This is a genomic window from Mesorhizobium sp. BAC0120 (assembly GCF_033542235.1).
In the GTDB taxonomy this organism is placed as follows: Bacteria; Pseudomonadota; Alphaproteobacteria; order Rhizobiales; family Rhizobiaceae; genus JAWRCU01.
Window position 1 is genome coordinate 41,309 of sequence record NZ_JAWRCU010000008.1, and the last position, 14,303, is coordinate 55,611.

The window sequence follows — 14,303 nt, forward strand, 5'->3', positions numbered from 1 at the left end:
GTTCGCGCTCCGGCCGGATCGGTTGCTTCTTCTTATTACTGGACGATGCTGGCGACGATGCCGGAGCCGACGGTACGGCCGCCCTCGCGGATAGCGAAGCGCAGACGCTCCTCCATCGCGATCGGCACGATCAGCTCGACGTCGATCGACACGTTGTCGCCCGGCATCACCATTTCCGTGCCCTCCGGCAGCTGCACCACACCGGTCACGTCCGTCGTGCGGAAGTAGAACTGCGGACGGTAGTTGGTGAAGAACGGCGTGTGGCGCCCGCCCTCCTCCTTGGTCAGGATGTAGACCTCGGCCTTGAACTTGGTGTGCGGCGTCACCGAGCCCGGCTTGGCAAGCACCTGGCCGCGCTCCACGCCCTCGCGGTCGACACCGCGCAGCAGCGCGCCGATGTTGTCGCCGGCCTGGCCCTGGTCGAGCAGCTTGCGGAACATCTCGACGCCCGTCACCGTCGTCTTCGAGGTCGGCTTGATGCCGATGATCTCGATTTCGTCGCCGACCTTCACAATGCCGCGCTCCACGCGCCCCGTCACCACCGTGCCGCGGCCCGAGATCGAGAACACGTCCTCGATCGGCATCAGGAACGGCTTGTCGATCGGACGCTCAGGGGTGGGGATGTAGCGGTCCACCTCTTCCATCAGCTTGCGGATCGCGTTCTCGCCGATTTCCTTGTTGCTGTCCTCGAGGGCGGCAACCGCCGAGCCCTTCACGATCGGAATGTCGTCGCCGGGGAACTCGTATTTCGACAACAGCTCGCGCACCTCGAGCTCGACCAGCTCCAGAAGCTCCGGGTCGTCGACGAGGTCGACCTTGTTCAGGAACACCACGATCGACGGCACGCCGACCTGGCGGGCCAGAAGGATGTGCTCGCGCGTCTGCGGCATCGGGCCGTCGGCCGCCGACACAACCAGGATCGCGCCGTCCATCTGCGCCGCGCCGGTGATCATGTTCTTCACGTAGTCGGCGTGGCCGGGGCAGTCGACATGTGCGTAGTGGCGCACCGCCGTCTCATATTCCACATGCGCCGTCGAGATCGTGATGCCGCGCGCCTTCTCCTCCGGCGCCGCGTCGATCTGGTCGTATGGCTTGTACTCGCCGAAGAACTTCGTGATCGCCGCCGTCAAGCTCGTCTTGCCGTGGTCGACATGCCCGATCGTCCCGATGTTCACATGCGGCTTGTTGCGCTCAAATTTACCCTTGGCCATCTGAGGTCTCCATTCCTGTCAGCCGACTGCGGCCTTACATGATGTTTCCGACGTAACCCATTCGGATCACGCGTATTTCTTCTGTACTTCCTGGGCGACTGCCGTCGGCACCGGCTCATAGTGGTCGAACTGCATCGTGTACTGGGCACGGCCCTGCGACATCGAACGCAGATTGTCGACGTACTTGAACATGTTGGCGAGCGGCACCATCGCATTGATGACAACCGCGATGCCGCGAGACTCCTGACCCTGGATCTGGCCACGCCGCGAGTTCAGGTCGCCGATGACGTTGCCGACATAATCCTCCGGCGTCACCACCTCGACCTTCATGATCGGCTCGAGCAGCTGCACGCCAAGCTTCGGCGCCGCCTCGCGGAAGCAGGCACGGCCCGCGATCTCGAACGCCAGCACCGACGAGTCGACATCGTGATACGCACCGTCGATGAGCGTCGCCTTCACGCCGATCATCGGGAAACCCGCGAACGGACCGGAGCCCATCACGCTCTCGATGCCCTTCTCAACGCCAGGAATGTATTCCTTCGGCACCGAGCCACCGACGATCTTGGATTCGAAAACGAAATCCTCGCCCTCGGTGTTGGGCTCGAACAGCACCTTGATGCGTGCGAACTGGCCGGAGCCGCCCGACTGCTTCTTGTGCGTGTAGTCATGCTCGGCAGCGCGTGTGATCGTCTCACGATAGGCGACCTGCGGAGCGCCGACATTGGCCTCGACCTTGAACTCGCGCCGCATGCGATCGACGATGATGTCGAGATGCAATTCGCCCATCCCGGCGATGATGGTCTGGCCGGATTCCTCGTCAGTCTTGACGCGGAAGGATGGGTCTTCGGCGGCCAGGCGATGCAGCGCAAGGCCCATCTTCTCCTGGTCGTTCTTGGTCTTCGGCTCAATCGCGATCTGGATGACCGGCTCGGGGAACTCCATGCGCTCAAGGATCACAGGCTTCAGCGGGTCGCAAAGCGTGTCGCCGGTCGTCACTTCCTTGAGGCCCGCGAGCGCTACGATGTCACCCGCATAGGCTTCCTCGATGTCTGCTCGCGAGTTCGCATGCATCTGCAGCATGCGGCCGATGCGCTCCTTCTTGCCCTTCACCGTGTTGTCGAGCGACACACCCTTGCTGAGTTTGCCCGAATAGATGCGGCAGAAAGTGAGCGAGCCGACGAACGGATCGTTCATGATCTTGAAGGCGAGCATCGACAGCGGCTCGTTGTCGTCCGGCCTGCGCACCACCTCGGCTTCCGTCTTGGGATCAATACCCTTGATCGGCGGCACGTCGATCGGCGACGGCAGGTAATCGACAACAGCGTCCAGAAGCGGTTGCACACCCTTGTTCTTGAAGGCCGAGCCGCAGAACATCGGGAAGAACTTGACTTCGATCGTGCCCTTACGGATCAGCGCCCGAATTTCGTCGTTGGACGGAAGATTGCCCTCAAGGTACTTCTCGAGCGCCACCTCATCCATCTCGACGGCCGCTTCGATCAGCTTTTCGCGGTATTCCTCGGCTTTTGCCTTGAGGTCGGCCGGGATCTCAACCACGTCCCACTGCGCGCCCAGCGACTCGTCGCGCCACACCATCGCCTTCATCTCGACGAGGTCGACCACGCCTTTGAACTCGTTCTCGGCGCCGATCGGCAGCTGCATGACGACAGCCGTCGCGCCGAGGCGGGAACCGATCATCTCGACCGAGCGGTAGAAGTCGGCACCGATCTTGTCCATCTTGTTGCAGAAGATCATGCGCGGCACATGATACTTGTCGGCCTGGCGCCAGACGGTCTCGGTCTGCGGCTCCACGCCGGCATTGGCGTCAAGCAGCGCGATCGCACCGTCGAGCACGCGGAGCGAGCGCTCCACCTCGATCGTGAAATCGACGTGGCCGGGCGTGTCGATGATGTTGAACCGGCGCGTCTTGCCGTCACGACCTTTCCAGAAGGTCGTGGTCGCAGCCGACGTGATCGTGATGCCGCGCTCCTGCTCCTGCTCCATCCAGTCCATGGTGGCCGCGCCGTCATGGACTTCGCCGATCTTGTGCGACTTGCCGGTATAATAGAGAACGCGCTCGGTCGTCGTCGTCTTGCCGGCGTCGATATGCGCCATGATACCGAAGTTTCGGTAGTCCTCGATCTTGTATTCGCGGGCCATGGGAGGTGCCTCTTTGGTTCGGTCGCGCCGTTACCAGCGGTAGTGAGCGAAGGCGCGGTTCGCCTCGGCCATCTTGTGAGTGTCTTCGCGCTTCTTCACGGCAGTGCCGCGATTGTTGGCGGCATCCATCAGCTCGCCGCAGAGGCGGTCGACCATGGTCTGCTCATTGCGGTTGCGCGCAGCCTGGATGAGCCAGCGGATTGCAAGCGCCTGGCGGCGCTCGGGACGCACATCGACCGGCACCTGGTAGGTGGCACCGCCGACGCGACGCGAGCGAACTTCAACATGAGGCGCAACGTTGTCGAGCGCCTGATGGAAGATGGAGACCGGCTCTTGCTTGGTCTTGACCTGCACCTGGTCGAGCGCGCCGTACACGATGGTCTCGGCGACCGACTTCTTGCCGTCATACATGACGGCGTTCATGAACTTGGTGACGACCAGATCACCGAACTTCGGATCCGGATTGATCTCGCGCTTTTCTGCACTGTGACGTCGTGACATGTTTCTCGTCTCTCACTTCGTCGGCATCAGCGCAGAACAAAAGCGCCGAAGCCGGGAAAACCTTACTTCGGACGCTTGGCACCGTATTTCGAACGGCGCTGCTTGCGATTCTTCACACCCTGCGTGTCAAGCACGCCTCGGATGATGTGATAGCGCACACCGGGAAGGTCCTTCACGCGACCGCCGCGGATCATCACCACGGAGTGCTCTTGAAGATTGTGACCTTCACCCGGAATGTAGCCGATCACCTCGAAACCGTTGGTCAGACGGATCTTCGCCACCTTGCGCAGCGCAGAGTTCGGCTTCTTCGGCGTCGTCGTGTAGACGCGCGTGCAAACACCCCGCTTCTGCGGGTTGGCCTGCATGGCCGGAACCTTATTGCGCTTCACCGGCGCAACGCGCGGCTTGCGGATCAGCTGGTTTACGGTAGGCATCAACCTTCCTCTTTCTCAAACCTGTGTCTAAAGCCCAAGGGCCTTTCGCGAGCACCGTTTCCATACGCAAATTCGGGCCACAAACCGCATTACCGCGGTAGCGCCCGAACAAAAGCAGAGGAAGCGGAAGCCCGCTTCATGCACGCCGGATTGTCTAGTCGCTCGTAAAACGAACCCTGTTTGAGGCGAACTCCAGAGCGCGTCGCTCCGAAAAGAGAAGCCTCACATCGGCTCAGACGGCGCGGGTCATACTGTGAAGACCCTTACCCGTCAACCCCGCCCGGCCAATAATCTTTGCCGGACCGCAGCTTGATATCAGCCGCACTCCAAAAGGAGCTCGACATGAAATTTTCTGTCGCTTCTAGATGCGCTGACGGCAGAAAATGGCGCACCGCATTCCGGCATGCCGAACTTCCTGCCAATCCTGGCGAAGGCCCTATATGTTGGGTCATGAAACCGAGGAATCAAGCCATGAACGACAACGAGCAGCGGCCGGTGACGATCATCACTGGCCGGGTTTGGCGCAGGAAGGGCGGCAGGCCCGAGGGCGTCCACATCATGCTCACCGCCCCCGATGACGATTCGGCTGTCCGTGCGGCGCTCAATGCGCTCACGAGCGAAGGTTATGCGGAAGCCGAGCTTGACCAGATCGGCGACATGGAGGGCGCACCCGACGAGGAGCCGCACCTGTCGGCCTATCAGGGCGCGCTGGAGGGCGAAGTCTCGATCGTGACGTTCGACGAGAGCGACTGAAGATCTCTGGAAAACCGCGGCGTTCGTCGACGAGATACCTTGAAGCGGTCGAGCCAGAGATGAAGGCGATGTCGCAGGCTTGTTCCAAGCAGCCTTGCGCCGCCGACAGAACGGCCCGCCCGCAGCCTGCTGCAACTTGCCCGCCTCCCCCGTTCTGCTAAGACAGCGCACCCTTCATCAACCACGCGGGAGCCTCCATGCCGGCAAACACCACCTCGCCCATCCGCCTCGGCATTGTCGGCGTCGGCAAGATCGTGCGCGACCAGCATCTGCCGGCGCTCGCCAAGAACCCCGACTATCGTCTCGTCGCAACCGCCAGCCGCAATGCAACCGTCGACGGCGTGCAGAGCTTCACCTCGATCGAGGAGATGCTCGATGCGGTAAAGGAGCTCGACGCAGTCTCACTTTGCCAGCCGCCGCAGGTCCGTTACCAGGCTGCGCGCCAGGCGCTCGAAGCCGGCAAGCATGTCTTCCTGGAAAAGCCGCCGGGCGCGACCGTCAGCGAGGTCGAGGACCTCAAGGTACTCGCCGCAAACAAAGGGGTCTCCCTCTTCGCCAGCTGGCATTCGCGCTATGCGCCCGCCGTCGAAGCTGCTCGGGCGTTCCTCGCAGCCAACCCGCCAAACTCGGTCACGATCACCTGGAAGGAAGATGTCCGCCGCTGGCATCCCGGCCAGGAATGGATCTGGCGAGCGGGCGGATTCGGCGTCTTCGATCCGGGCATCAATGCGCTTTCGATCGCCACTCACATCATTCCGACCGCCTTCTTCGTCACCTCCGCCACGCTGGATTTTCCCGAGAACCGCGATGCGCCGGTCGCCGCCGAGATCAGCTTCAGTGCCTCGAATGGCATGCCGTTGACCATGGATCTCGACTGGCTGCAGACCGGCCCGCAGACATGGGACATCGTCGCCGAGACCGCCGCCGGGCGCATGGTGCTTTCCTCGGGCGGGGCCAGGCTCGCCATAGACGGCAAGACTTTGCACGAGGAGCCGGAAGCGGAGTATCCTAGGCTCTATGAGCGATTCGCCGAAGTCGTCCGCACCGGTGTCTCCGATGTCGATATCGCGCCGCTGCAGCATGTTGCCGACGCCTTCATGCTCGGTAAGCGCCGGGTCGTGGAACCCTTCTTCGATTAAAGGACCGAAGCGGAAAGTGCGTAGTGGTTTTCGGATAAAATCCAATGCCTGGACAAATAGTTAGAGCGACGCCGCGATCTTTCGCTTGATTGCACGCCGCTCTAAACCAGGCCGACGGCGTGGCGCGCCTCATGCTCGAGCAGCCACCGCTTGCGCTCGATGCCGCCGCCATAGTTGGTGAGCGCTCCGTCGGCGCCGACCAGGCGATGGCAGGGAATCACGATCGACAGTGGATTGGCTCCGTTGGCGTGACCGACCGCTCGCGCCGATTGTGGGCGGCCGAGGCTCTCCGCAAAGGCGCCATAAGCAAAGGTCCGGCCTGGCACAATTCGACGCAGCGCAGACCAGACCTCGATCTGGAATGCGGTGCCGTCGAGCGCCACCGGGATTTGTTCGAGAACGGCGAGATTGCCGTCGAAATAAGCCGCAAAAGACGCCTTGATCGCCTCCGACACCCTGCCTTCGATAACGGAACTACCCGAGCGAAATCGGCGGGCGAGCCAACAATCCATACGGTGCCGGCAGTCGGCGAACTCCACAATGCGCAACGCCCCGTTCCCATCGGCGATCAGCAGCAGGTCGCCGATTGGGGTCTCGATCGTCTCGCAGGTGAGGTCTGGAACCGCGTCCATTTGAAAGATCGATTCTCCGTTGCTGCCGTCTGGTCCACCATCTCAATCTAGACGGTGGGCGAGCGCCTCGCATACCGATTCTTGCAGCTACTCCACGACCGCGATCGCAAACCCGTCATAGCCCTTCGCGCCGACGGTCTGGATTGCAGTGCCCGCAAGCCGTTTCTCGCCTCCGATGAAGGAGAACGCCGCCCGCGCGCCTTCGACATTGAGGTCTCCGCCGTCGGTATTCAACACCGCACCGTCGCGGATGACGTTGTCGCAGATAATGACGCTGCCCGGCCGCGACAGCTTCATCGCCCAGACGAGATAGTTGGGATTGTTCGGCTTGTCGGCGTCGATGAAAATGAAATCGAACGGCTCTGCGCCTTCGGCTTCGAGCTTCGACAGGGATTCCAACGCAGGCCCGACGCGCAGGTCGACGCGCTCGGAGAGCCCTGCCCGCCTGATATTGTCACTCGCCACCTCGGCGTGGCGCGGATCGAGCTCCAGTGTCACGACCCGGCCGCCGGCCGGCAGCGCGCGAGCGAGCCAGATCGTCGAATAGCCGCCGAGCGCGCCGATCTCGAGGATCCGTCTGGCACCGCTCATGCGAACGAGCAGGTTGAGCAGCTTGCCTAGCGCCGGCGACACGTCAATCGCCGGCAGGCCATGCTCCCGGTTCGCTTCGAGCGCGGCATCGAGGGCCGGATCGGCGGGAATGAGGCTTTGCGCGATATAGTTGTCTACCGCGGTCCAGATTTTCTGGCTCATGCTTCTCTCCGTTCGGTTGTCCATGTGCTGGAAAGGCGCGCGTCGGCTTGCCGCGAGCGCTCGTCACCGTGAGGCGGTGCCGATCATACCGCTATTTGAGCAAGAACCCCTTCGGCAATTGCAAGACTCGAAGTCAAGCCTGGGGACTCCACGCCGAAACAATTCACGAGCGAGGGAATCCCGTGACAGCCAGCGGTCTGGATCATGAAATCTGTCGACGGTCCGCCTGGCCGCTCGATCTTGGGCCTGATGCCTGCATAAGCGGGCTCTAACGTGCCGTCGCGTAGGTCGGGCCAGTATCGCCGTATCGCAGCGTAGAAGCCATCTGCACGCCGCGGATCGACCTGGTAGTCGATTTCATCGACCCATTCGACGTCCGGGCCAAAGCGGGCTTGTCCGCCAATGTCGAGGGTGAGATGAACGCCGAGCCCGCCTCCTTCCGGCATGGGATAGATCAAACGGCTGAACGGCGCGCGGCCTGCCAGCGAATAGTAGTTGCCCTTGGCCAGATGCAGGCGCGGTATCTTGCCTTCCGGCATGCCGCGCAGGCTTCGGGCTACCGTCTGCGCAGCGAGGCCCGCGGCATTGATCAGCAGCCTCGCGCGGAGCAGCATCGGCTCGACCCCACCTGTTTCCACGACGATGCCTTCATTCTCGACTGCGCCACCGAGAACGGGTGTGCCAAGCGCGAGCATTGCCCCGTGCGCTTCGGCATCACCGAGCAGCGCGTTCATGAACGCGGCGCTGTCGACGATTCCGGTGGAGGGAGAAATGACTGCAGCGACGCAGGAGAGCTGCGGCTCCATTGCCCTTGCCTCGGCAGCCGAGAGCGGACGGAGATCATGCACGCCGTTGGCCGTTGCCTGCGCACGAATGGCCTCGAGCTTCGGCAGTTCGGCCTCGCCGGTCGCAACGAGCAGCTTGCCGCATCGTCGGTGCGGCACCTGGTACTCCTCGCAGAAGCGATAGAGCCTTTCATTGCCGGTAACGCAGGCCCGCGTTTTCGCCAGTCCAGTCGGATAGTAGATGCCTGCATGGATCACCTCGCTCGAGCGCGAGCTGATACCGGTGCCGATTGCCTGTTCCGCCTCGAGGATGACCACCTCGCGACCCGCTCGGGCCAAAGCGCGCGCGATAGCAAGACCGATGACACCCGCACCGACAACTAGGCAGTCAATGTTCTCCATGCCTTGAATGTACTCACCTTTTTGAACTGATGAGCAATTCAGCCAAAAGGTTGGCTGCCTCCTCCCCCATTTCTTCCGGTTGATCGAAGTGCAACGGCTGAACCGGCTCACCGGGAACTTGCTTCTTCACTCCCCGAAGCTTGCTTTCTCCGTGCCATTGGTGAAAGCTACAGACCATGGGAAAACGTTTTCCTAGCTGCTGGTGGGGGATGTCTTGCTTGGAAAAACTCAAAAGCTCGTGAGCCTTGCCCTTTTCGCGCTGTTCGGCATCGTCGCCGGAGCGAACGCTGCCGGCATCGTCGAATACGGGCTCAAGGCCGACAGCCCTGTCCTCGGCCGCCCGATCCCTTACGCGGCTTACAAGCCGTTCCCCCATCCTGCAGAAGGCGAGCGCTGGCCGGTCGTCTACCTGCTGCACGGGCTGACCGGAAAGGACCGCGACTGGTTCACCTGGGGCAATCTCGGACCGATTCTCGACCAGGCGATCGCCGACGGTCGCATTCCTCCACTGATAGTGGTCGCGCCAGGGTTCGGCGACAGCTGGTATGTGGATAATCCCGATCCGGGCGGATACGGCAGGGTGGACACCGCACTCGCCACCGACCTCGTTCACGCCGTGGACTACAGGTTCCCCACTGCTGCCTGCAGGTTCGGCCGCGCCGTCGGCGGGTTGTCCATGGGAGGGGCAGGCGCGGTTCTGCAGGGCCTGAACCATCCCGACACCTACGTCGCAGTGATGAGCCTTTCGGGTGCCCTCCATCAGCCCCTGGCCCAGGATGACCCGCGCCTGAGATGGATCCCGTCGCTTTACCGAAATGTCTTCGGCGACCCGTTCGATCGTGAGCGCTTCAATGCCGCCAACGCATTCAACCGCGTGGGCAAGCTGCGCATGGCCTCCCAACGACCCGCCTTCTACCTGACGATCGGCGATCAGGACTATCCCGATCTCATCGAGGCATCCGCCCTGTTCCACAACAAGTTGCGCGAGCTCGGGATCGACACCACGCTACGCATCGGCAAAGGCGGTCACTTCTGGGACACCTGGCAGCAGGCGATCATCCCGGCTCTTGAGTGGCTGGCGCCGAAGCTCGATCGGACATGCGCGAGGTAGCCTTGGCTGCCTTGAGCAACATCGGAGCTTAAAGAAAAAGGGACCCGAAAACGGGCCCCTTTTCAATTCGCATTGCCTTCCGCCGTGCCTTACTGCGCGGCGGTCGACATGTCGGCGAGCATCGGCTCGGCGACTTCCACGCCCGAGGCCTTGCGGCGCTCGTCGAGGATGAGCTCGTCGCGGTGGGTCGCGATGCGCCGGATCTGGCTCATCGTACCACCGGTGCCGGCCGGGATCAGGCGGCCGACGATGACGTTCTCCTTGAGGCCCTGCAGCGTGTCGACCTTACCGGCGACAGCCGCTTCGGTGAGCACCCGCGTCGTCTCCTGGAAGGAGGCGGCCGAGATGAAGGACGGCGTCTGCAGCGAGGCCTTGGTGATGCCGAGCAACACCGGCTGGCCTTCCGCCGGCTTCTTGCCGTCCTCGATCAGGCGGTCGTTGACCTCCTCCAGCTCGATCACGTCGACGTGGTCGCCCGGGATGTAGGTCGAGTCGCCCTGGATGGTGATTTCGACCTTCTGCAGCATCTGGCGAACGATCACCTCGATGTGCTTGTCGTTGATCACCACGCCCTGCAGCCGGTAGACCTCCTGGATCTCGTTGACGAGGTAGGAGGCCAGCGCCTCCACGCCCTTGATCGCCAGGATGTCGTGCGGCGCCGGGTTGCCGTCGAGGATGTAGTCGCCCTTTTCGATGGCGTCGCCGTCCTGAAGATGGAACGGCTTGCCCTTCGGGATCAGGTACTCGACCGGCTCCAGCGTCGAGTCGTGCGGCTCGATGATGACGCGGCGCTTGTTCTTGTAGTCGCGCCCGAAACGCACCGTACCGTCGATCTCGGCGATGATGGCGTGATCCTTCGGACGACGCGCCTCGAACAGCTCGGCCACACGCGGCAGACCGCCGGTGATGTCCTTGGTCTTGGCGCTCTCCATCGGAATACGCGCGATCACGTCGCCGGGCTTCACATGAGCGCCCGGTTCGACCGAAAGGATCGCCTCGACCGAGAGCTGGAAGCGGGCGTCGCCGCCCTTGGCCAGCTTGCCGACCTTGCCCTTCGCATCGAGGATGGTGATCGCCGGCTTGAGGTCCGAGCCACGCGGCGTCGAGCGCCAGTCGATGACCTCGCGCTTGGTGATGCCGGTGGATTCGTCGGTCGTCTCCTGCACCGAAAGGCCGTCGACGAGATCCTCGAACGCCACGTGACCCTCGATTTCGGTGAGGATCGGCCGGGTGTACGGGTCCCACTCGGCGATGCGCTGGCCGCGCTTCACCTTGTCGCCGTCGTCCACGAAGATGCGCGAACCGTAGGTGACGCGGTGCGTCGCGCGTTCCTTGCCGGCCTCGTCCAGGATCAGAACCGCCATGTTGCGGCCCATCACCATGAGCTGGCCGTCGGAGTTGCGCACGACGTTGCGGTTGCGGATCTGCACCTTGCCCTCATACGAGGCTTCCAGGAAGGACTGGTCGACGACCTGCGCCGTGCCGCCCATGTGGAAGGTACGCATGGTGAGCTGGGTGCCTGGCTCGCCGATCGACTGCGCCGCGATGACGCCGACCGCCTCGCCGATGTTGACCGGCGTGCCGCGCGCCAGGTCGCGCCCGTAGCAGACCGCGCAGACGCCCGTCCTCACTTCGCAGGTGAGCGCGGAGCGGATGCGCACCGACTGGATGCCGGCCTTCTCGATCACATCGATGTCGCGCTCCTCGATCAGCTTGCCGCCCTTGACCAGCACCTCGCCGGAGACCGGGTGGGCGATGTCCACGAGCGCCGTGCGGCCAAGGATGCGCTGGCCGAGCGAGGCCACCACTTGGCCCGCATCGACGATCGGCTGCATGGTGAGGCCCTTGTCGGTGCCGCAGTCGATAGTCGTGACGATGCAGTCCTGGGCGACGTCGACGAGGCGGCGCGTCAGGTAGCCGGAGTTGGCCGTCTTCAGCGCGGTGTCGGCGAGGCCCTTGCGGGCGCCGTGCGTGGAGTTGAAGTACTCCAGAACGGTCAGGCCTTCCTTGAAGTTCGAGATGATCGGCGTCTCGATGATCTCGCCCGACGGCTTGGCCATCAGGCCACGCATGCCGGCGAGCTGACGCATCTGCGTCGGCGAGCCGCGGGCGCCCGAATGGCTCATCATGTAGATCGAGTTCATTGGCCTCTGCCGGCCGTTGTCGTCGAACTCGACCGCCTTGATGCCGCCCATCATCTCGTCGGCGACCTTTTCCGAGCACTTCGCCCAGGCGTCGACGACCTTGTTGTACTTCTCGCCCTGTGTGATCAGGCCGTCATTGTACTGCTGCTCGTACTCCTTCGCGAGCGCCTCGGTGTCGGCCACCAGCTTCGCCTTGGCATCCGGGATCACCATGTCGTCCTTGCCGAACGAGATGCCGGCCCGGCAAGCCTGCGTGAAGCCGAGCGCCATGATGCGGTCACAGAAGATAACCGTCTCCTTCTGGCCACAGTGGCGATAGACCGTGTCGATCATCTTGGAGATGGCCTTCTTGGTCATCTCGGTGTTGCAGATGTCGAAGGGCACGTTCGGGTTCTTCGGCAAGAGCTCGCCGATCATCATGCGGCCGGGCGTCGTGTCATAGATCTTCGACACGACATTGCCCTGCTCGTCGACCGTCCGGAAACGGCCCTTGATCTTGGCGTGCAGCGTTACCGCCTTGGTCTCGAGCGCATGCTGCAGCTCGCCCATGTCGGCGAACACCATGCCCTCGCCCGGCTCGTTCTGATTGACGATCGACAGGTAGTAGAGGCCGAGAACCATGTCCTGCGACGGCACGATGATCGGAGCACCGGAGGCCGGGTGCAGGATGTTGTTGGTCGACATCATCAGCACGCGCGCTTCGAGCTGCGCTTCCAGCGACAGCGGCACGTGCACCGCCATCTGATCGCCGTCGAAGTCGGCGTTGAAAGCCGTGCAGACCAGCGGATGAAGCTGGATCGCCTTGCCCTCGATGAGGGTCGGCTCGAACGCCTGGATGCCCAGGCGGTGCAGGGTCGGCGCGCGGTTCAGGAGCACTGGATGCTCGCGGATCACCTCGTCGAGGATGTCCCAAACCTCGGGCTTCTCCTTCTCGACCAGCTTCTTGGCCTGCTTGACGGTCGACGAATAGCCCTTGGCGTCAAGCCGCGCATAAATGAACGGCTTGAAGAGCTCGAGCGCCATCTTCTTGGGCAGGCCGCACTGATGCAGCTTGAGCTCCGGACCGGTGACGATCACCGAGCGGCCGGAATAGTCGACGCGCTTGCCGAGCAGGTTCTGGCGGAAGCGGCCCTGCTTGCCCTTCAGCATGTCCGACAGCGACTTCAGCGGACGCTTGTTGGCGCCGGTGATCACGCGGCCGCGTCGGCCGTTGTCGAACAGTGCGTCGACGGCCTCCTGAAGCATGCGCTTCTCGTTGCGGATGATGATGCCGGGCGCCCTGAGCTCGATCAGCCGCTTCAGCCGGTTGTTGCGGTTGATGACGCGACGGTAGAGATCGTTCAGATCCGACGTCGCGAAGCGGCCGCCGTCGAGCGGCACCAGCGGACGCAGGTCCGGCGGGATCACCGGGATGATCTTCATGATCATCCACTCTGGCCGGTTGCCGGATTCGATGAAGTTCTCGACCACCTTCAGGCGCTTCAGCAGCTTCTTCTGCTTGAGCTCAGACGTCGTCGAGGCAAGCTCAGAGCGCAGGTCGGCAGCGATCTTCTCGAGGTCCATGCCGGCGAGCAGGTCGTGGATCGCCTCGGCGCCGATCATGGCGGTGAAGGAATCCTCACCATACTGGTCGACCGCCATCATGTACTCTTCCTCGGACAGGAGCTGGTGCAGCTTCATGTCCGTGAGGCCGGGTTCGGTGACGATATAGTTCTCGAAGTAGAGGACGCGCTCGATATCCTTGAGCGTCATGTCGAGCAGCGTGCCGATGCGCGAGGGCAGCGACTTCAGGAACCAGATGTGGGCGACCGGGGCCGCCAGCTCGATATGGCCCATGCGCTCACGGCGAACGCGTGACAGCGTCACTTCCACGCCGCACTTTTCGCAGATGACGCCCTTGTACTTCATGCGCTTGTACTTGCCGCAAAGGCACTCGTAGTCCTTGATCGGACCGAAGATGCGGGCGCAGAAGAGACCGTCACGCTCGGGCTTGAACGTACGGTAGTTGATCGTCTCCGGCTTTTTGATCTCGCCGAAGGACCAGGACAGAATCTTCTCAGGCGAAGCCAGCGAGATCCGGATAGAATCGAAGACCTGCGCCGGCACCTGAGGGTTGAAAAGATTCATGACCTCTTGATTCATGCCGTTCTCCTTGTGGGACCGAGGTCCCTTTCGAACATTCTGGGCCTAGGCCCAATCTTGATCCCGCGCTGGGCGCGGGCTGGTGAGGCAGCCGCTCCCTGGCCACCTCTGAGAATTTGGCGGGCGCGGCCCGAGCCTC

At 62.8% G+C, this 14,303-nt stretch carries 11 protein-coding genes; 3 read left to right on the plus strand and 8 right to left on the minus strand.

Features of this window, described 5'->3' with window-relative positions; genetic code table 11:
- Positions 1-35 precede the first annotated feature (35 nt).
- The 4 genes from tuf to rpsL form a co-directional block, all read right to left on the minus strand.
- Positions 36-1,211: an elongation factor Tu gene (gene tuf / locus SAZ10_RS18755; RefSeq protein WP_318610884.1), complete on the minus strand. Its 1,176-nt coding sequence runs from the start codon at positions 1,209-1,211 to the stop codon at positions 36-38.
- 66 nt (positions 1,212-1,277) lie between these two features.
- Entirely contained in the window at positions 1,278-3,368 is a 2,091-nt protein-coding gene (gene fusA, locus SAZ10_RS18760; protein ID WP_318610885.1) for an elongation factor G, read from the minus strand.
- 30 nt (positions 3,369-3,398) lie between these two features.
- On the minus strand, positions 3,399-3,869 hold the full coding sequence (rpsG, locus tag SAZ10_RS18765) for a 30S ribosomal protein S7 (RefSeq protein ID WP_318610886.1): 471 nt from the start codon (positions 3,867-3,869) through the stop codon (positions 3,399-3,401).
- Positions 3,870-3,931: 62 nt separating this feature from the next.
- A complete protein-coding gene (gene rpsL / locus SAZ10_RS18770) occupies positions 3,932-4,303 on the minus strand; it encodes a 30S ribosomal protein S12 (RefSeq protein ID WP_144864310.1) in 372 nt (123 codons plus the stop codon).
- Positions 4,304-4,774: 471 nt separating this feature from the next.
- On the opposite strand from rpsL, the gene SAZ10_RS18775 reads away from it, so the two are divergent.
- Positions 4,775-5,056: a transcriptional regulator gene (locus SAZ10_RS18775; RefSeq protein WP_318610887.1), complete on the plus strand. Its 282-nt coding sequence runs from the start codon at positions 4,775-4,777 to the stop codon at positions 5,054-5,056.
- A 197-nt stretch (positions 5,057-5,253) separates the two neighbouring features.
- Complete coding sequence (locus SAZ10_RS18780; RefSeq protein WP_318610888.1) at positions 5,254-6,195, plus strand: Gfo/Idh/MocA family oxidoreductase; 942 nt, start codon at positions 5,254-5,256, stop codon at positions 6,193-6,195.
- 101 nt (positions 6,196-6,296) lie between these two features.
- Here the strand turns inward: SAZ10_RS18780 and SAZ10_RS18785 are convergent, their stop codons facing one another.
- The 3 genes from SAZ10_RS18785 to SAZ10_RS18795 all read right to left on the minus strand — a co-directional run bounded on the left by SAZ10_RS18785 (position 6,297) and on the right by SAZ10_RS18795 (position 8,767).
- The gene (locus SAZ10_RS18785; protein ID WP_318610889.1) at positions 6,297-6,827 is read right to left on the minus strand and encodes a methylated-DNA--[protein]-cysteine S-methyltransferase; all 531 of its coding nucleotides are present in this window, start codon (positions 6,825-6,827) and stop codon (positions 6,297-6,299) included.
- An 87-nt stretch (positions 6,828-6,914) separates the two neighbouring features.
- Complete coding sequence (locus tag SAZ10_RS18790; RefSeq protein ID WP_318610890.1) at positions 6,915-7,580, minus strand: O-methyltransferase; 666 nt, start codon at positions 7,578-7,580, stop codon at positions 6,915-6,917.
- Positions 7,581-7,663: 83 nt separating this feature from the next.
- The gene (locus SAZ10_RS18795; protein ID WP_318610891.1) at positions 7,664-8,767 is read right to left on the minus strand and encodes an NAD(P)/FAD-dependent oxidoreductase; all 1,104 of its coding nucleotides are present in this window, start codon (positions 8,765-8,767) and stop codon (positions 7,664-7,666) included.
- A gap of 238 nt (positions 8,768-9,005) precedes the next feature.
- On the opposite strand from SAZ10_RS18795, the gene SAZ10_RS18800 reads away from it, so the two are divergent.
- The gene (locus SAZ10_RS18800) at positions 9,006-9,878 is read left to right on the plus strand and encodes an alpha/beta hydrolase family protein (RefSeq protein ID WP_318610892.1); all 873 of its coding nucleotides are present in this window, start codon (positions 9,006-9,008) and stop codon (positions 9,876-9,878) included.
- A gap of 89 nt (positions 9,879-9,967) precedes the next feature.
- Here SAZ10_RS18800 and rpoC read toward each other — a convergent pair whose 3' ends face one another.
- Entirely contained in the window at positions 9,968-14,164 is a 4,197-nt protein-coding gene (gene rpoC / locus SAZ10_RS18805; protein ID WP_318610893.1) for a DNA-directed RNA polymerase subunit beta', read from the minus strand.
- Between the last annotated feature and the right edge of the window lie 139 nt (positions 14,165-14,303).